At 63.5% G+C, this 18,465-nt stretch carries 15 protein-coding genes and 1 pseudogene; 10 read left to right on the top strand and 6 right to left on the bottom strand.

Annotation, left to right across the window (positions count from 1 at the left end):
• The first annotated feature begins 6 nt into the window (after positions 1-6).
• The 9 genes from AA098_RS16465 to AA098_RS16430 all read left to right on the top strand — a co-directional run bounded on the left by AA098_RS16465 (position 7) and on the right by AA098_RS16430 (position 10,337).
• The gene (locus tag AA098_RS16465) at positions 7-768 is read left to right on the top strand and encodes a quinoprotein dehydrogenase-associated SoxYZ-like carrier (protein ID WP_060538204.1); all 762 of its coding nucleotides are present in this window, start codon (positions 7-9) and stop codon (positions 766-768) included.
• A 38-nt stretch (positions 769-806) separates the two neighbouring features.
• Positions 807-1,730 (top strand): quinoprotein relay system zinc metallohydrolase 1, encoded by a 924-nt coding sequence (locus tag AA098_RS16460; protein ID WP_047603007.1) that lies wholly within the window; start codon positions 807-809, stop codon positions 1,728-1,730.
• Positions 1,731-1,925: 195 nt separating this feature from the next.
• Complete coding sequence (gene pedH, locus AA098_RS16455; RefSeq protein ID WP_003254089.1) at positions 1,926-3,713, top strand: PQQ-dependent alcohol dehydrogenase PedH; 1,788 nt, start codon at positions 1,926-1,928, stop codon at positions 3,711-3,713.
• Positions 3,714-4,030: 317 nt separating this feature from the next.
• Positions 4,031-5,551, top strand: coding sequence for an aldehyde dehydrogenase family protein (locus tag AA098_RS16450; RefSeq protein ID WP_003254088.1), 1,521 nt, complete (start codon positions 4,031-4,033; stop codon positions 5,549-5,551).
• Between the two features lie 231 nt (positions 5,552-5,782).
• Complete coding sequence (gene pqqA, locus AA098_RS28565; RefSeq protein ID WP_003243383.1) at positions 5,783-5,854, top strand: pyrroloquinoline quinone precursor peptide PqqA; 72 nt, start codon at positions 5,783-5,785, stop codon at positions 5,852-5,854.
• Between the two features lie 51 nt (positions 5,855-5,905).
• A complete protein-coding gene (gene pqqD, locus AA098_RS16445; RefSeq protein ID WP_003254087.1) occupies positions 5,906-6,178 on the top strand; it encodes a pyrroloquinoline quinone biosynthesis peptide chaperone PqqD in 273 nt (90 codons plus the stop codon).
• Between the two features lie 89 nt (positions 6,179-6,267).
• On the top strand, positions 6,268-7,431 hold the full coding sequence (ercA, locus tag AA098_RS16440; protein ID WP_003254086.1) for an alcohol dehydrogenase-like regulatory protein ErcA: 1,164 nt from the start codon (positions 6,268-6,270) through the stop codon (positions 7,429-7,431).
• On the top strand, positions 7,415-9,085 hold the full coding sequence (locus AA098_RS16435) for a NahK/ErcS family hybrid sensor histidine kinase/response regulator (protein WP_064614779.1): 1,671 nt from the start codon (positions 7,415-7,417) through the stop codon (positions 9,083-9,085). The genes ercA and AA098_RS16435 overlap by 17 nt, the downstream gene beginning before the upstream one ends.
• 637 nt (positions 9,086-9,722) lie before the next feature.
• Complete coding sequence (locus AA098_RS16430) at positions 9,723-10,337, top strand: hypothetical protein (RefSeq protein WP_017147696.1); 615 nt, start codon at positions 9,723-9,725, stop codon at positions 10,335-10,337.
• 139 nt (positions 10,338-10,476) lie between these two features.
• On the opposite strand, the gene AA098_RS16425 is transcribed toward AA098_RS16430, so the two are convergent.
• The 5 genes and pseudogenes from AA098_RS16425 to AA098_RS16405 all read right to left on the bottom strand — a co-directional run.
• Positions 10,477-11,700: an OprD family porin gene (locus AA098_RS16425; protein WP_047603004.1), complete on the bottom strand. Its 1,224-nt coding sequence runs from the start codon at positions 11,698-11,700 to the stop codon at positions 10,477-10,479.
• Positions 11,701-11,804: 104 nt separating this feature from the next.
• Positions 11,805-13,187 (bottom strand): tripartite tricarboxylate transporter permease, encoded by a 1,383-nt coding sequence (locus AA098_RS16420; protein ID WP_177342682.1) that lies wholly within the window; start codon positions 13,185-13,187, stop codon positions 11,805-11,807.
• Complete coding sequence (locus AA098_RS16415; protein WP_064614778.1) at positions 13,187-13,639, bottom strand: hypothetical protein; 453 nt, start codon at positions 13,637-13,639, stop codon at positions 13,187-13,189. Before AA098_RS16415 ends, AA098_RS16420 begins: the two co-directional genes overlap by 1 nt.
• A 102-nt stretch (positions 13,640-13,741) precedes the next feature.
• Positions 13,742-14,656: a hydroxymethylglutaryl-CoA lyase gene (locus tag AA098_RS16410; RefSeq protein WP_195743560.1), complete on the bottom strand. Its 915-nt coding sequence runs from the start codon at positions 14,654-14,656 to the stop codon at positions 13,742-13,744.
• A 2-nt stretch (positions 14,657-14,658) separates the two neighbouring features.
• Positions 14,659-15,954: pseudogene (locus tag AA098_RS16405) on the bottom strand (hydroxymethylglutaryl-CoA reductase, degradative); the annotation flags it as partial.
• A gap of 141 nt (positions 15,955-16,095) precedes the next feature.
• Here AA098_RS16405 and AA098_RS16400 point away from each other — a divergent pair.
• On the top strand, positions 16,096-17,463 hold the full coding sequence (locus AA098_RS16400; RefSeq protein WP_064614776.1) for a PLP-dependent aminotransferase family protein: 1,368 nt from the start codon (positions 16,096-16,098) through the stop codon (positions 17,461-17,463).
• Between the two features lie 29 nt (positions 17,464-17,492).
• Here AA098_RS16400 and dsdC read toward each other — a convergent pair whose 3' ends face one another.
• Positions 17,493-18,431, bottom strand: a complete 939-nt coding sequence (gene dsdC / locus AA098_RS16395; RefSeq protein WP_014756321.1) for a DNA-binding transcriptional regulator DsdC — start codon at positions 18,429-18,431, stop codon at positions 17,493-17,495.
• Between the last annotated feature and the right edge of the window lie 34 nt (positions 18,432-18,465).

Raw genomic sequence — 18,465 nt, 5'->3', positions numbered from 1 at the left:
GTGGCCATGAACTGGCAAGCAACTTTCCTGCTGGCCTGCTGGATGCCCTGGGCCGCCCAGGCTGCGACACAAGGCACCCACACAGACCCGGTGCCTTCTGTGATGTGGGACTTCTACCACAAGCAGTTGCTGGGCCAGGCCGCGTTCGTCTTCGATGACCGGGTCAAGCTTCTGGCGCCGCCCTTTGCCGAGGATGCACGGCAGGTACCGCTGGAGATCGACGCCCGGGCGTTCACGGGCGATGTGGTGCGGATTATCGCCTGGGCAGAACTGAACCCTCTGCCGCGCATCGTCGACTTTCAGCCCGGCGAGCGCGTCTTGCCCTGGTTGTCGATCCGCATCCGCATCGAACAGGCCACACCGTTGCGCGCCGCCGTACTGACACGCGATGGCTTGTGGCACGTTGGTTCGACCCTGATCGATGCTGCCGGCGGCGGTTGTACCGCACCCAGCGTGGTGCGCACCCAGCCCGGCTGGGAGGAGCACCTCGGGGAGGTGCTGGGCGGGCGCTACCCGCGTGGCGACAGCAGCCGCCTGCGCCTGCAGGTGGCCCACCCGATGGATAACGGCCTGGTCAGCGGCATTCCTGAATTCTTTCTCAATCATGCCGAGTTGCAAGGTGCAGATGGCCAGCGCCTGGCCAGCCTGGAGCTGTACCCGGCGGTCAGCGAAAACCCCAACCTGGGCTTTGACATTCAGGGCCCTGGGCCAACACGGCTGCTGTTGCAGGACAACAGCGGCAACCAGTTCGAGGCGGCGCTGCCCTGAGCGCGTTGTCTGATTTCACCCTGACCCGAGGCACCGTCATGCGTTGGATCCTGCTGTTGCTGCTGTGCCTGGGGCTGCCGGCCCAGGCTGATCTGGCGTACCGGCTTACCCCCCGGCAGATCGCCGAGGGCACCTGGTTGCTGGAAGGCAGCACCGACAATTTCGCCAAGGCCAATGGCGGCAATGTGGTCAACACCGCGTTCATCGTCACCGACAGCGGTGTGGTGGTGATCGACAGCGGGCCGTCGAAGGGCTATGGCGAGGCATTGCGCAAGGCAATTGCCACCCTCACCGACAAGCCGGTAGTGGAGGTGCTGCTGACCCATCATCATCCTGACCATGTGCTGGGCAACCAAGCCTTTGCCGATGTGCCGATCGGTGCCCTGGCCGGCACCCGCGACCTGCTGCGCCAGCAAGGCGATGCCATGGCCGAGAACATGTATCGCCTGGTCGGCGACTGGATGCGCGGTACCGAGGTGGTGCTGCCGACCCGGGTGCTGCAGCCGGGGGTGCATGAGGTGGGCGGGCACCGCCTGAGGTTGCTGGGGCTGGGCGGGCATACGGGGGCCGACCTGGCGATTTTCGATGAAAAGACCGGCGTGCTGTTTGCCGGCGACCTGGTGTTCTATGACCGCGCCCTGACCACGCCCAACAGCCCGGGGCTGGACGTGTGGCTCAAGGACCTGGATACCCTGCAGGCACTGCCCTGGAAACAGCTTGTACCCGGGCATGGCCCCTTGGCCAGTGATGCGCAGCCGTTCGTGCAGATGCGTGACTACCTGGGCTGGCTCGATGGCCTGATGCGTGATGGCGCGGCGCGCGGTGACGACATGGCCGAGATGATCCGCAGCCCCATTCCCGAACGGTTTGCCGGGATCAGCCTGACGCGTTATGAGCTGATCCGCAGTGTCAGCCACCTGTACCCGCGTTACGAGCGCCAGCAGTTGCAGCGCTTGCCATGACATTTACGGTGCCTGTGAGCCCCCGCGCCGTCCGTGCCGCGCTCTATGGCTGCCCCCGTCCATCGCTCAGGCCCCTACCAAGGAACTAGAAAACTCCGCACTGCGGGCAATTGTTGGCAATCGGGTCGGGACCAAGAATTCCCAGCACACCGGGAAATTTTCCCGGGCACAACAAAAAAACCAAAGGTAGCCGTCATGACCCGATCCCCACGTCGCCCCTTGTTCGCCGTGAGCCTGGTGCTCAGCGCCATGCTGCTTGCCGGCGCGGCGCACGCCGCTGTCAGCAATGAAGAAATCCTCCAGGACCCGAAGAACCCGCAGCAGATCGTGACCAATGGCCTGGGCGTCCAGGGCCAGCGCTACAGCCCGCTGGATCTGCTCAACGTCAATAACGTCAAGGAGCTGCGCCCGGTCTGGGCGTTTTCCTTCGGCGGGGAGAAGCAGCGCGGCCAGCAGGCCCAGCCGCTGATCAAGGACGGGGTGATGTACCTGACCGGCTCCTACTCGCGGGTGTTCGCCGTGGACGCCCGCACCGGCAAGAAACTGTGGCAATACGATGCACGTCTGCCGGATGACATCCGCCCTTGCTGCGACGTGATCAACCGCGGCGTCGCACTGTACGGCAACCTGGTGTTCTTCGGCACGCTGGACGCCAAGCTGGTGGCCCTGAACAAGGACACCGGCAAGGTGGTCTGGAGCAAGAAGGTTGCCGACCACAAAGAAGGCTACTCCATCAGTGCCGCGCCGATGATCGTCAATGGCAAGCTGATTACTGGCGTTGCCGGCGGCGAGTTCGGCGTGGTGGGCAAGATCCAGGCGTACAACCCGGAGAACGGCGAGCTGCTGTGGATGCGCCCCACCGTGGAAGGGCACATGGGCTATGTGTACAAGGACGGCAAGGCGATCGAGAACGGTATTTCCGGCGGTGAGGCGGGCAAGACCTGGCCTGGCGACTTGTGGAAGACCGGCGGCGCTGCGCCTTGGCTGGGCGGTTACTACGACCCGGAAACCAACCTGATCCTGTTCGGTACCGGCAACCCGGCCCCGTGGAACTCGCACCTGCGCCCCGGTGACAACCTGTACTCCTCCTCACGCCTGGCGCTGAACCCGGACGACGGCACCATCAAGTGGCACTTCCAGAGCACGCCGCATGACGGCTGGGACTTCGACGGCGTGAACGAGCTGATCTCGTTCAACTACAAGGACGGCGGCAAGGAGGTCAAGGCTGCCGCCACGGCCGACCGCAACGGTTTCTTCTACGTGCTCGATCGCACCAACGGCAAGTTCATCCGCGGCTTCCCCTTCGTTGACAAGATCACCTGGGCCACGGGCCTGGACAAGGACGGCCGGCCGATCTACAACGACGCCAGCCGCCCGGGTGCCCCCGGCAGCGAGGCCAAGGGCAGCTCGGTGTTTGTCGCGCCGGCCTTCCTCGGCGCCAAGAACTGGATGCCGATGGCCTACAACAAGGACACAGGGCTGTTCTACGTGCCGTCCAACGAGTGGGGCATGGACATCTGGAACGAAGGCATCGCCTACAAGAAAGGTGCGGCGTTCCTCGGCGCCGGTTTCACCATCAAGCCGCTCAATGAAGACTACATCGGCGTGCTGCGCGCCATCGACCCGATCAGCGGCAAGGAAGTGTGGCGCCACAAGAACTACGCGCCGCTGTGGGGCGGTGTGCTGACCACCAAGGGCAACCTGGTGTTCACGGGCACGCCAGAGGGCTTCCTGCAGGCATTCAACGCCAAGACCGGCGACAAGGTCTGGGAATTCCAGACCGGCTCAGGCGTGCTTGGCTCGCCCGTCACCTGGGAAATGGACGGCGAGCAATACGTCTCGGTGGTCTCCGGCTGGGGCGGCGCGGTGCCGCTGTGGGGCGGCGAAGTGGCCAAACGGGTCAAGGACTTCAACCAGGGCGGCATGCTCTGGACCTTCAAGTTGCCCAAGCAGTTGCAGCAAACGGCAAGCGCCAAGCCATAACGCCTGCCTACTGCCGCTTGTTGCCGCTGATCGGTGGCAAGCGGCCCTAGGCTCTGACGAAAAGCCTTGATACTTGTTCATGCTGCGTTGAAAACCGCCTCGGAATGCTCATGTACTCCAGTACAGTCGGGCGCGACCCCGGCCGTTCCTCGGCTGTTTTCGCCTTGCCTGACCTGCGTCTCAAGACTTTTCGTACAGAGCCTACTACCAAATGACGAGAGCCCCGCTGCCAACGATGCATTCGCCCGGCACGCGGGGCTTCTTACCATCGGTGCATCGCCTGTCGTGGGACAGGCACCGACCCGCAGAGGCTCAGCATGATCTACGCACAACCCGGAACTCCAGGCGCCGTCGTATCCTTCAAACCCCGTTATGGCAACTTCATCGGTGGCGAGTTCGTGCAGCCGTTGGCTGGCCAGTACTTCACCAACAGCTCGCCGGTCAATGGCCAGCCGATTGCCGAATTCCCGCGCTCCACGGCCCAGGACGTCGAGCGCGCCCTGGACGCCGCGCATGCCGCCGCCGAAGCCTGGGGCAAGACCTCGGTGCAAGACCGTGCGCGGGTACTGCTCAAAATTGCCGACCGCATCGAACAGAACCTGGAAGTGCTGGCGGTTACCGAAAGCTGGGACAACGGCAAGGCCATACGCGAAACCTTGAATGCCGACGTGCCGCTGGCAGCGGACCACTTCCGCTATTTTGCCGGTTGCATCCGCGCCCAGGAGGGTGGCGTAGGCGAAATCAACGAAGGTACCGTGGCTTATCACATCCACGAGCCGCTGGGTGTGGTGGGGCAGATCATCCCGTGGAACTTCCCGCTGCTGATGGCCGCCTGGAAGCTCGCCCCGGCCTTGGCCGCTGGCAACTGCGTGGTGCTCAAGCCCGCGGAACAGACGCCGCTGTCGATTACCGTCTTTGCCGAACTGATCGCCGACCTGTTGCCGGCAGGCGTACTGAACATCGTCCAGGGCTTTGGCCGTGAGGCCGGCGAGGCGCTGGCCACCAGCAAGCGCATTGCCAAGATCGCGTTCACCGGGTCCACCCCGGTGGGCTCGCACATCATGAAGTGCGCGGCCGAGAACATCATTCCGTCCACCGTCGAACTGGGTGGCAAGTCGCCGAACATTTTCTTCGAAGACATCATGCAGGCCGAGCCGGCGTTTATCGAGAAGGCTGCCGAAGGCCTGGTGCTGGCGTTCTTCAATCAGGGCGAGGTGTGTACCTGCCCGTCACGGGCGCTGATCCAGGAGTCGATCTACGAGCCGTTCATGGCCGAGGTGATGAAGAAGATCGCCAAGATCACCCGCGGCAACCCGCTGGATACCGAAACCATGGTGGGTGCCCAGGCGTCCGAGCAACAGTACGACAAGATCCTTTCGTACCTGGAGATTGCCCGGGAGGAGGGCGCGCAGCTGCTCACCGGCGGTGGTGCCGAGCGGCTGCAGGGTGACCTGGCCAGCGGTTACTACATTCAGCCAACCCTGCTCAAGGGCAACAACAAGATGCGCGTGTTCCAGGAAGAAATCTTCGGGCCAGTGGTGGGCGTGACCACCTTCAAGGACGAAGCCGAAGCGTTGGCGATCGCCAACGACAGTGAATTCGGCCTGGGCGCCGGCCTGTGGACCCGCGACATCAACCGCGCTTACCGCATGGGCCGCGGCATCAAGGCTGGCCGTGTGTGGACCAACTGCTACCACCTGTACCCGGCGCATGCGGCGTTCGGGGGGTACAAGAAGTCCGGTGTTGGCCGTGAGACCCACAAGATGATGCTTGACCATTATCAGCAGACCAAGAACCTGCTGGTGAGCTACGACATCAATCCGCTGGGCTTCTTCTAAACCGCGTCGCGGCCTTCGCGGGCTCGCCCGCCCCCACAGGTTCACCGCTGGTTCCAGAACCGGTGCAGAACCTGTGGGCGCGGGTTTGCCCGCGAAGAGGCCGGCACACGTAACGGCCTACCCGTACCAACGCACCCCGCCAGCTCGTTCCAAAGTAGCATTCGGTCCGGTCCGCCCCCGTGCATTAATGCTTCTACCGGAATCCTCCGGCACAAGAAGAGGACTTGCCCTATGTGGACTAAACCCGCCTATACCGACCTGCGCATTGGCTTCGAAGTGACGATGTATTTCGCCAACCGTTGATGACGGCCCGGCCATCGCCACGGTGGCCGGATCCTCCTGGAGCATGTGCCTGTGAACCTGATTGATCGCCAGCAAGCCCTTGCCTTGGGGCGAGGCTTGCGCCTGGACTGGGAGCCACAGAAGGCTTGCCACGTGCTGTTGTACGCCGGGGGCATCATCGAGCTCAATGCCAGTGCCGGCTGGGTCCTGGCGCTGCTGGACGGCCACAGTACCGTGGCAACGGTCATCGACCGCCTGGCACAACGCTTCCCCGATGTACCGGGGCTCGAAGAGGACGTACTGGCGTTTCTGGAGGTGGCCCGCGCCAAATCCTGGATAGAATGACCGGTAGCCCCGCTTTGGTCTGGTTGCTTTCGTGGTGGGATGCTTTACGCTGGCGGTTATCTTCCAGAACAATAAGAACAGGCTTACCGATGAGCCAGAGTTTCAGCCCCCTTCGCAAATTCGTATCGCCTGAAATCATCTTTGGTGCCGGCTGCCGGCACAATGTGGCCAATTACGCCAAAACCTTCGGTGCGCGCAAGGTACTGGTGGTCAGCGACCCTGGCGTGATCGCGGCCGGCTGGGTGGCGGATGTGGAGGCCAGCCTGCAGGCCCAGGGTATCGACTACTGCCTGTACACAGCGGTGTCACCCAACCCGCGGGTCGAAGAGGTGATGCTCGGCGCCGAAATCTATCGGCAGAACCACTGTGACGTGATCGTCGCCGTCGGTGGCGGCAGCCCGATGGATTGCGGCAAGGCCATCGGCATCGTGGTGGCCCATGGGCGCAGCATCCTCGAATTCGAGGGCGTGGACATGATCCGCGTGCCCAGCCCGCCGCTGATCCTGATTCCGACCACCGCCGGCACCTCGGCGGACGTGTCGCAGTTCGTGATCATTTCCAACCAGCAGGAACGCATGAAGTTCTCAATCGTCAGCAAGGCGGTGGTGCCGGACGTGTCGCTGATCGACCCGCAGACCACCCTGAGCATGGACCCGTTCCTGTCGGCCTGTACCGGCATCGATGCGTTGGTGCATGCCATCGAGGCCTTCGTGTCTACCGGCCACGGGCCGCTGACCGATCCCCATGCGCTGGAAGCCATGCGCCTTATCAATGGCAACCTGGTGGAGATGATCGCCAACCCCACCGATATTGCACTGCGTGAAAAGATCATGCTCGGCAGCATGCAGGCGGGGCTGGCGTTCTCCAATGCGATCCTGGGCGCAGTGCACGCCATGTCGCACAGCCTGGGCGGCTTCCTCGACTTGCCCCATGGCTTGTGCAACGCTGTGCTGGTGGAGCACGTGGTGGCGTTCAACTACAGCTCGGCGCCGGAGCGTTTCAAAGTGATCGCCGAAGTGTTTGGTATCGACTGCCGCGGTCTCAATCACCGGCAGATCTGCGGGCGGTTGGTAGAGCACCTGATTGCCCTGAAGCGTGCCATCGGCTTCCATGAAACCCTGGGCCTGCACGGGGTGCGCACCGCGGACATTCCGTTCCTGTCGCAACATGCGATGGATGACCCGTGCATCCTCACCAACCCCCGTGCGTCCAGCCAGCGTGATGTCGAGGTCGTTTATGGCGAGGCCCTCTGACGAGCAGCAGCGGGCGTTGGCCGGGCTGCTGGGGCTGGGTGACCACTCGGCGCGCAAAAGCCATTACCCGGAGCTGTCCGCCCGCCTGGACGAACTGGAAGCCGAACGCAACCGTTACAAATGGCTGTTCGAAAACGCCGTGCACGGTATTTTCCAGGCCAGCCTTCAGGACGGCATGCGTGCCGCCAACCCGGCGTTGGCGCGCATGCTCGGCTATGACGACCCGCAATCGGTGCTGTTTTCCCTGACGGACCTGGCCGCCAACCTGTTTGACGGCGGTGCCGAGGAGTTACAGGCCATTACCGCAGTGCTCGCCCGTGAGCACAGCCTGCACGGCTACGAAACCCGTTTGCGGCGCAAGGACGGCAGCCATCTCGATGTGCTCATGAACCTGCTGCTAAAACCCGGCCATGAAGGGCTGGTGGAGGGGTTCGTTGCCGACATCACCGAACGCAAGCTGGCCCAGCAACGCCTGCAACAGCTCAATGACGAACTGGAGCAACGGGTCGCTGCGCGTACCGATGAATTGCTGGAGGCGCGCGATGCTGCTGAAGCTGCCAACCGCAGCAAGGACAAATACCTCGCCGCCGCCAGCCATGACCTGCTGCAACCGCTGAACGCCGCCCGTTTGCTGATCTCGACCCTGCGCGAGCGGCCATTGCCAGAGGCCGAGCATGTGCTGGTGGAGCGGACCCACCAGGCCCTGGAGGGCGCGGAAGACCTGCTGACCGACCTGCTGGACATTTCCCGGCTCGACCAGGCGGCGGTAAAGCCGGATGTGGCCGTGTACCGCCTGGACGAGCTGTTCGCGCCGCTGGTCTCGGAGTTCAGCTCAGTGGCCGATGCGGCGGGCCTGAAGCTGCATGCGCGCATCCCGGACTGTGCCATCAGCACTGACCTGCGACTGATGACGCGTATCCTGCGCAACTTCCTCAGCAACGCCTGCCGCTACACCGACGAAGGCCGGATCTTGCTGGGGGCGAGGCGCCGCGGTGGTCATTTGCGGCTGGAGGTGTGGGATACCGGGCGGGGCATAGCGCAGGACCGGCTGCAGGCCATATTTCTCGAGTTCAACCAGCTGGACGTTGGCCGCGCAGCGGATCGCAAGGGCGTTGGCCTGGGGTTGGCCATCGTCGAGCGGATTGCCAAGATTCTCGGCTACCGGATTGAGGTACGTTCGTGGCCGGGGCGTGGTTCGGTGTTCAGCATCGAGGTCCCGCTGGGTAAAGAGGTGCCGCTGGCCGCTCACCAGGCTGTGCCGCTGCCAAGCGTCGGCAACCCGCTACCGGGCCGCCGCCTGTTGGTACTGGACAACGAAGTGAGCATCCTCGAGAGCATGGGCGCGCTGCTTGGGCAGTGGGGCTGCGAAGTGGTGACCGCGACCGACCAGGCAGGTGCCTTGCTGGCCTTGCAGGGGCAGGCCCCGGAACTGATCCTGGCCGACTACCACCTGGACCATGGCGTGGTGGGTTGCGAGGTGGTCAGGTATTTGCGTGAGCATTTTGCGGTTGCCATACCGGCGGTGATCATCACCGCCGACCGCAGCGATCAATGCCGGCGGGGCTTGCAGAAATTGGGGGCGCCGCTACTGAACAAACCTGTGAAACCGGGAAAATTGCGAGCTGTATTGAGCCAGTTGCTCCTGGTGCATTGATTGCGCAGGGCTCATTAGGGGCGCGGGAACTGCATTTGCCTGAAGCCTGCGCTGTACCTGTGGGAGCGGGCTTGCCCGCGAAAAGATGAAATGGGCTGGCGCTGTATAACCCCCTGATTTGGAGTTGCCCTGCGAACAACGAAGTAGAGCCGTGAAGGCCCGTTGCGACGTTTGGATCCAGTGATCAAAAAACTTTACCATTCGGTCAGCTTGCAAGAAGTTAGCAAACTAACTAATGCGGCTTTAAATACCGCTGGTCGGTGCTTTTGCTCAAGAAATGAACGATTACCCTGCTGGTGGCTCATATTGGCCAGCAGGTGTATTCGCAGGAACTGCACCTGGCATCTTTCAGGAAGTTATCAACCTTAAAACTCATGTGGATCGCAGGGATGCACATGGGGATTTTTATTGTTTCTGATCATGGAGTAACGCCTATGCCCAACCGAGGCTCAACGGTTGAGTCGCTGTGTATTCATGTTTCAATCCGCTGTTTCAATTAACGATATGAATGGGGTCTTGCCGTTGCGATCACGCCGTTCGCACGCCTGTAGCACGGCCCGCTAGCGCTAATGCATTACGTGGAGAATTCGACGTGGAGTTTAATACAATTATTAGCCTGTTCGGGCAGAAAGAATCCATGGAGCTGGTGCGGTTGTCGGTTATTTATGTTCATTTGCTGGCCTGCTGCGTTGCCATCGGGCTGGTGTTTGCCAGCGATGCCGAGATGGTCAGGGACTTGTTGAAGGGGCATCAACAGGCCGGGCATGACGGTAGGCATATGGCACGTTTGCAGAAGTCTGTAACGAACGCCTTGATGTTCTTGTGGCTCACGGGGGCTGCCGTCATCGGTATCGACTACCTTGAAAAAGGCATGGGTTACTTTGCCAATCCGAAACTTCACGCCAAAGTTATTATTGTCCTGTTGCTGACATTCAATGGCATGTTGTTGCATCGTTATGTCTTGCCGGCGTTACTCAAGGCGGGCTCTTTGCTTGACCTGAATATCGGCGTGCGCATGTTTGCACTGTTCTCCGGCGCGTTGTCCGGTGTGTCCTGGTTATATGCGGCAATGTTGGGTGTCGGTCGGCCGCTGGCTTGGAAGTATTCGCTGACCGAGTTGCTGCTGGCCTATCCAGTCATGATCCTGCTCGGCTTTGCCCTGATGGCCGCACTGACCCAGTGGGCGCGCAAACGCACCATGGCCAAAGCGACGCAAGCACCTGTCTGGCCGCTGGCGGGCATTCCTTGCTGATAGCCTGAGCCACGGCGCTGAACGCAGTACGCTGCGAACCTGTAACGCGGGTTCGCGGCGTTGTTGAGGCTTTGGACATGACACAGGCTTAACTGGCCGGAGAACGTCGCCTTGCTGCGTCGCTGAGTATCCGGCGCATTTACAAGATCGAAAACGGATAACTCACGATCACCCGGTGCTCATCGAACTCATTGCTGCTGAAGTCCCTGCGCAAGGTTGAACTGCGCCACCTCACGGTCAGGTCACGCAATGTGCCGCTTTGAAGGGTGTAGGCCAGCTCGGTTTCGCGGCCCCATTCCTTGCCATCGCGCACGCTGCCGACGCGCACGTTGTCGCCGCTGATGTAACGCGTCATGAATTGCAGGCCGGGCAGGCCGTCGACCGCGAAGTTGTGGTCGTAGCGCAGCTGCCAGGAGCGCTCGTGGGCGTTGTCGTAGCTGGAGTTGTAGCTGTCGTTGGCCAGGCTGGTGCCGGCAGTGCCATTGACCCGCATCCAGCCGGTGTCGCCGCTGACCCGCTGCAGCCCCAGATACAAGGTATGGCCGCCGGTACGTGCGCAGAGCAGCAGCGAGGTGGTGCGGTTGTCCATCGCACCCGCCAGCGAGCGGCCGCTGTCGTTGCCGACGAAGTAGCCGAGGTTGGCCCCCAGGGTCCAGTTGCCCACGGCCTGGCTGTGGATCAGGTTGTAGTACTGTTGGCGGTAGATGTCTTGCAGGTCCGAATGCCAGACGGCGAGTTGGGTGGCCTTTTCGTTGAACAGGTATTCGGCACCAAGGATGTCCAGGCGGTCCGAGGTGGCGGTGGGCCTACCGGCCATGAACAGGTCCTCCATGCTGGCGTCGTTGCGCGGGCTGTTGCCACGCAAACGTGCGCCGTAAAGGGTCAGGTTGTCGATTTCGCGGGAGGTGAGCTGGGCGCCTTGGAAGGTCTGGGGCAGCGAGCGACCGTCGTCCGAACGCAGCACCGGCAGCATCGGCGACCATTCGCCAACCTTCAGCTCTGTGGCTGAAACGCGTGCCTTGAGTGCCACACCCAGGCGGCCGAAATCATCCGCCGGGCGGCCATCGTCGTGCACCGGCAGCAACTGGGTACCGGCAGTGCCGCGGCCGCCGTCGAGCTTGACCGAGTACAACCCCAGCACATCCACACCAAAGCCGACCACGCCCTGGGTAAAGCCGGAGCGGGCGTCGAGGATGAAGCTTTGCGTCCATTCTTCGGCCTTGCCCTGGGGGTAGGCCGGGTCGACGAAATTGCGGTTGATGTAGAAGTTGCGCAGGGTCAGGCCGACCTTGGCGTCTTCGCTGAAGCCTTGGGCCAGGGCGCTGCCGGCGCCAAGCAGCAGGCAAGCGCAAGCCACCGTCATGCGGCAAGGGGGGCAAAGGATATTCATTGTTGTTGTTCCTTTCTTGCAGGCGAGTGAAACCACGCAGCCGCAGTGGCTGCGTGGCAGAGCAGGGGAGGGTCAGTTCAGCCGAACAGGGCGACGATGGCCGGCACGCTGAGCACGGCGGTGTAGTAGCCCATGAATTGCACGCCGATGTTGAAGCCGATGAAACGGTACAGGAAGCCACCCAGCAGGCCGACCGTGAGGATCACCAGCAGGCCCAGCAAGCCGCCTTCCCACAGGCCGATCACCAGGATCAGGCCGACGAACGTGGCGATCACCGCCTCGTGGCTGATGCGCCGGGACACGAACGAGGCGGCGCGGTGGGCGAAGTTCATCGAGAAGGGGTAGGCAATCAGGATGGCGATCACGACCGCCAGCATGCCGTAGGCGAGGAACTCGCTTGCGCTGAGCAGGTTGTGCAGGTTGTTCACCTGCCCGCTGGCGCTGTCCACGGTGAAGCGTGGTGGGGCGTTGAACAGCGGTGCGGCCGGCCCGGCGGCTACCGGGCTGAGCGGCAGGCCAAAGGCGATCAGCGGGATCAGCGCCTCGGCAATGTAGGTGGACTCGGTAACACCATTGCGCACGCTGATGACCGTGGTCAGCCGGTGATAGGCGTGCTTGATGCGCGAGCCCACCACTTCACCGAGGATTACCGTCATTGCCACCGGGCTGAACACGAAGGTGGCACTGGACACCGTGGCGGTGGCCAAGGTCCAGCCGGCCTGGCGGCGGTCCAGTACCTTCAACGGGTTGGGGAACCATCCACCCCAGCCCTTGACGTCCGGCGACAGGGCAAAGGTGCGTTGCTCGCTGCGCTTCATCCGCGCCCGCTCTGCCGGGGCGAGCATGGCAAACAGGGCGGCGATCAGCGGGCCGATGGCGATACCCAGAAAGTAGCTGACGCTGAGTTTGACGCCGTGCTGGCCGGTGAGGGTCTGCAAGGCAATGATCACCAGCACGAAGGGCAGCAGCGCCAGCACCGAGGCCCAGCGGCCGGCCGAGAAGTAGGCAATGGTGGTGGCGGCAGCGAGGAACACCCAGGGCGCCGCCTGTTTGATCGCATCGCCGAAGGGCGCCAGCAGCACGGCGAACAGCACCGCCAACGGGACTGCCACCAGGGCGGCGATCACCGCGCCGGAGATCATCTTGCGCAGGGCGATATGCGGCACGCCAAGGTTGCGCAGGAAGTTCGCTTCGCGCATCAGTGGGGTAGCCATGGTGTCTCCGGGGATGCCGAGCAACGCCGTGGGTACCGCATGGGTCATGTGCTTGGCCACCGCGCCGGCAAGGAAGAAGGTGAACACCCCGGCCGCGGGCACGCCCAGCAGTACCACCAGCAAGGTCAGGGGCGCCAGGGTGGTGGTTTCGTCGCTGCCGGAGATCAGGCCGATGGCAGCAAACACCACGGCACCGATCACGCCCATCAGCACGGCTATCAGAACCTGGTCGAACAGGGCGTCCATCAGGCGGCACCTCGCTTCAGGGCGGCGGTGCTTGTGCAGGCGACGGCTGCGTTGGCGGGCTCGGCTTCATCGAACAGGCGCTCCAGGCCCAGTTCACGCAACTCGTTGCGTACCGCTTGCGGCAGGTCGCTGAGCTGGCCGATGCCGCCGTACTCGCTGCGCAGCGCTTCGATCACCTGCTGGCGCCAGGCAGGGTCGGCGACCTGCTCGACCACATGGCGCTTGGGTTTGAACAGGCATGCGCTGACCCCGCCGCCCAGCAGTGAGCCGAGAATGCCGAGCAACATGGCGTAGGCGCGGGCCATCTGGCTGGACTCGACCCAGCCGGTCAGCAAGTGCGCAGCCAGAAAAAACGTGCCCAGGCTGCAGGCGGCGCCGATGGCGATGGCGGCGAGCAGGTGGCGGCTGTCCACGGTGTCGCCCCAGACTTCATACAGGTTGTCGTCAGCCATGGTCCACCTCCGGGTGGAGGGGCTGCAGGCGGCATTCAAGGGTCATTGGTTTTCTCCTGCCCTTACGGGCTTGTTGTTATTGTGCGGGAGCTACGGGCGCAATCAGTGCTGGCTGACGCTCCTTGCCGCCAGGGCGAGGCCGGCGCGGGAGCGGTTGGCGGTGCCCAGCTGGGCGCTGATGTGCACGCCAACCCGTGCCACGGCCTCCAGGTCGACACCGGTGCTGTAGCCCAGGCCGTGCAACAGGTACAACAAATCTTCCGTGGCCACGTTGCCGCTGGCGCCAGGCGAGTAGGGGCAGCCGCCAAGGCCTGCGACCGAACTGTCGAAGGTGCGTACACCTTGCGCCAGCGCGGCATGAACATTGGCGATGGCCATGCCCCAGGTATCGTGGAAATGGCCGGCCAACGCTGCCACCGGCACGTGCTGCGCGCAGTGCTCGAACAGCTGCGCGGTTGCGTCCGGCCGGCCGGCACCGATGGTGTCGCCCAGGCTGATCTCGTAGCAGCCCAGTTCGTGCAGGCGCCGTGCGACCTTGGCCACGGCCTCTGGCGTCACCGCACCACTGAATGGGCAGCCGAGTACGCAGGATACATAACCGCGCACACGGACAGAGGCTTGCCTGGCTGCTTGCAGCACGGGGATGAAGCGTTCGAAGCTGTCATCGATGGAGCAATTGATGTTGTTGCGCGAGAACGCCTCGGAGGCGGCGGCGAACACCGCCACCTCGCGGCATCCGGCCCGTTGCGCGGCCTGGAAGCCTTGCAGGTTGGGCACCAGGCCTGCGTAGCGAACCCCGTCGTCGTTGGGCAACTGGCGCAACACTTCCTCGCTGCCGGCCATTTGCGGCACCCAGCGCGGCGACACGAAGGCACCGGCTTCGATATGCCGCAGGCCGGTGGACGCCAGCGCGCCGATCAAACTTACGCGGGCGGCCACCGACAATGGCTGGCGCTCGTTCTGCAGGCCGTCACGCGGGCCGACTTCAAACACCTTTACCGCTTGCGCCGGGGCCATGGTCATTCGCCGCGCTTCTGTTTCAGCAGCGCGACGGCGCGGTCGGCACGCACATCGTGGTTTTCTACCAGTTGCCGGGCAACCCAGTCCACCTCGTCGCCCCGGGCACCCGCGACCACGGCGATATTGCGCGCATGCAGGGCCATGTGGCCGCGCTGGATGCCTTCGGTGGCAAGGGCGCGCATGGCCCCGAGGTTTTGCGCCAGGCCCACGGCCACGGCAATCTCCGCCAGGTCCTGGGCGGTTTTCACCTGCAGGATGCGCAGCGACAGTTGCGCCAGCGGGTGCGTCTTGGTGGCGCCGCCGACCAGGCCCACGGGCATCGGCATTTCCAGGGTGCCGACCAGGTGGCCGTTACCGTCCTTTTCCCAGGTGGTCAGCGAACCATAGTGGCCACTGCGGCAGGCAAACGCATGGGCGCCGGCCTCAACGGCACGCCAGTCGTTGCCAGTGGCGACGATCAGCGGGTCGATGCCGTTCATGATGCCCTTGTTGTGGGTGGCCGCGCGGTAGGGGTCGACCGCCGCTAAGGCGTAGGCGTCGAGGATGCCTTCGATCACCGCCTCGCCGCTTAACTCAGCCGTTTTCAATTGTTCCGGGGTGATGCGCACCTGGGCCCGGGCCAGGCGCAGGTCGGCCAGGTTGGACAGAATGCGCAGGCGTACCTGGCCCCCGGTGATCGCTTCCATCAGCGGCGCCACGGCCTCGGCCATGGTGTTGACGGTGTTGGCACCCATGGCATCGCGCACATCGACGATCAGGTGCGCCACCAGCATCGGGCCGCGCGGGGTATCGGCGAAGGTGTGTACTTCGATATCGCGGCAGCCACCGCCGAGGCTGTTGAGCAACTGGTCCTTGCGGTTGGCCAGCTCAATGATTTCGTCCTTGCGCCGCAGCAGGCTCAGGCGTGCATTGAGCGGGTCCTGGATGCCGACGATCTGTACCTGGGCGCGCATCAGCGGGGCGCTGCTGGAGGTGATGAAGCCGCCATTGGCGCGGGCCAACTTGGCCATGTACGAAGCCGCGGCGACGATGGAGGGTTCTTCCACCACCAGTGGCACCAGCACATCACGGCCGTTGACCTGGAAGTTGCTGGCCACGGCAAAGGGCAGCTCGAAGGTGCCGATGACGTTTTCGATCATGCCGTTGGCGATGTCCATCGGCAGGGCGCCGGCGTTGGCCAGCAGGCTGACATCGCCGTGGCTCAGGCCAAGTAGCTGGCCGATATGATCCAGGCGCGCGGCAGGGGACAGGTTGCGGAAAGCGGGCAGGCGGGAGTCGAGGCTCATGAAGGCTCCGTTGGAGTCATTGTTGTTGGGCGGCCGCTTGAGCGCGTCGCCGGCTTGGTGCTAAATGTGCAGCCACTGTGCCCTTGATTAAAGGTACAGTTTTGCCCAACAGTACCCAGACTGTACCCCTGGCAGCCCAGGAGCCCGCCGATGCCCCGTGTCACCCTTGCCCAGCAGGTCGCCGATGCGGTTGAGCAGCAGATCCGTGCTGGGGTGCTGAAGGTCGGCGATCGCCTGCCATCGCTGCGCGAATACATGCGCTTGCACGGGCATTCGAAGAATACGGTGATAACCGCTTACGAGATCCTCGCCTCCAAGGGGCTGGTGGAGGCGCGCCACGGCCAGGGCTTTTTCGTGGGCGCGCAGGTGCAGGCCGCCGAAGTGGATGAGACGCCGCCTTACACCCGGGCAATGGACACTATCTGGATGATGCGTCAGCAGTTCGTTCGCGAACCCGGGCTGGCGCCGCTGGGTGAAGGTTTTGCGCCGGTGGCCTGGCTGCAGGACATGCGCCTCGACAAATTCACCCGGCAGGCAATGCGCAGTGGCGCTGGCAACCTGTTCCGCTATGGCAACCGCCTGGGCAACCCGGGCCTGCGCCAGAGCCTGGTGCGCAAGCTGGCCAGCTACGCCATCAGTGCCACGCCCCGGCAGATCGTGACCACCCACGGCGCCAACCATGCGCTGGACCTGATCATCCGCCGCTTCGTGGTACCGGGCGACGCGGTGCTGGTGGAAAACCCGGGGTACTACCCGCTGTTCGGCAAGCTGCAACTCCACGGCGCGCGGCTGCTGAGCGTTCCGCGTCTGGCGGATGGGCCGGACATGGACGCGCTGGAGTCCATGCTGCGTGTCGAACGGCCCCGCTTGTTCTTCATCCAGTCGGTGTGCCACAACCCTACCGGCTCGGATATCTCCCCGGCCAAGGCCCACCGCCTGCTGCAACTGGCCGAGCGGCACGACTTGCTGCTGGTCGAAGACGATGCCCTGGCCGACTTCAAGCCCAGCTCTGCGCTCAAGGTGGCGGCGCTCGACCAGTTGCGCCGGTCGTTGTACATCGGCAGTTTTTCCAAATCGGTGTCGGCGGCCTTGCGGGTGGGTTACATCGCGGGCAGCAAGGAGGCCATCGACGAGTTGGCCGACCTGCAGATGATGCTGCACACCAGCTGTTCGGAACTGTGCGAGCGCACGGCGGATGTGATCCTCAGCGAAGGGCACTTCCTGCGGCACCTGATGCGCCTGCAGGACCGGGTGCGGGAAGCCACTGCCGGTGGGTTGCGGGTGCTGGACGAACTAGGGGCCGAAGTGTTCTGCCGACCGGAACAGAGCCTGTACCTGTGGGCGCGTTTCCCCGGGATCGAAGATACTGCCGTGCTCACCCGTGAAGTGCAGGGCAGGGGGGTAATGCTGGCGCCGGGGGCGATCTTCCAGACCAACCAGAAGGCCGTGACACCCTGGACCCGGCTGAACGTGGCCTATCTGCAAGAGCCGGTGTTTGCCCAGTGCATCCGCGCCTGACCCAGTCCTTGGGCCTGCACTGGTCGCTCCTACAGGTCAGTGCAGGCTTCTTTCACGAGCCAGTCGATCAACACCTGCAGGCGTTTGGGCATCGGGTCATGATGCGGGTAGACCAGGTAATAGCCATAGTTGGGGGTGTCGACGAAACCACCGAACGGCAAAACCAGCTCACCTCGTGCAATGCGATCCTTGACCAGCTGTTCGCGGCCAATGGCGATGCCTACGTGATTCAGCGCGGCGAGCGTGCACAGGTCGGAGCGATCGAATGTGAGGAATCGGCGCGGGAGGCTGATACCCGCACCTGTGGTGTTGGCCCAGAGCTGCCATTCTGCATCGAATGCAGCGTTGTCCCAGGCCGCTACGTCATGCAAGGCGGTGCAATGATCCAGCGGGTGCAGGTCACCGGTCAATGCATGGGTTTCTGCGTAACGGGGGGAGCACACCGGGGCGATCCGCTCGTCCATCAAGTGGATGCTCTGCAACCCCGGGTGATGGCCATCCGAATAACACAGGACCAGGTCGATCTTGCGGGTGCGGTAATCGATGCTCTCGTTGCCCACCCTGATATCCAGCTGGATATCAGGGTAGCGGGCGGTGAACTGCGCCAGCCGCGGCACCAGCCAGCATTGTGCGACTGACGGGCGCACATACAACGTCAACTGGCCGGCGATTTCGGCGTGAGCACGTTCCTGCACGGCCTCGCTTAACTCATCCATGGTCCGTTGCATGACCGCGAACAGGCGCTCGCCGTCTTCGGTGAGGCTGACCTTGCGCGGCATGCGGTGGAACAGCTTGAGCGCCAGCTCATCCTCCAGGCGATTGATGCGGTGACTCACGGCACTGGCCGTCAGGCACAGCTCATCGGCGGCGCGCGAGAAGCTCAAGTGGCGTGCCGCAACCAGAAAGACATGCAGGCTGCCCAGGTGCGAGCCATTGAGTTTCACGGCGCCGCCGCCGGGCTTTTTCATTGATCAATCCTTCCTGCGCCGTGAGCTGATTGCG

It is taken from the genome of Pseudomonas sp. JY-Q (assembly GCF_001655295.1).
Taxonomy (GTDB): domain Bacteria; phylum Pseudomonadota; class Gammaproteobacteria; order Pseudomonadales; family Pseudomonadaceae; genus Aquipseudomonas; species Aquipseudomonas alloputida.
The sequence above is the reverse complement of the archived record's forward strand: the minus strand, read 5'-3'. Positions and strand labels throughout refer to the sequence as shown.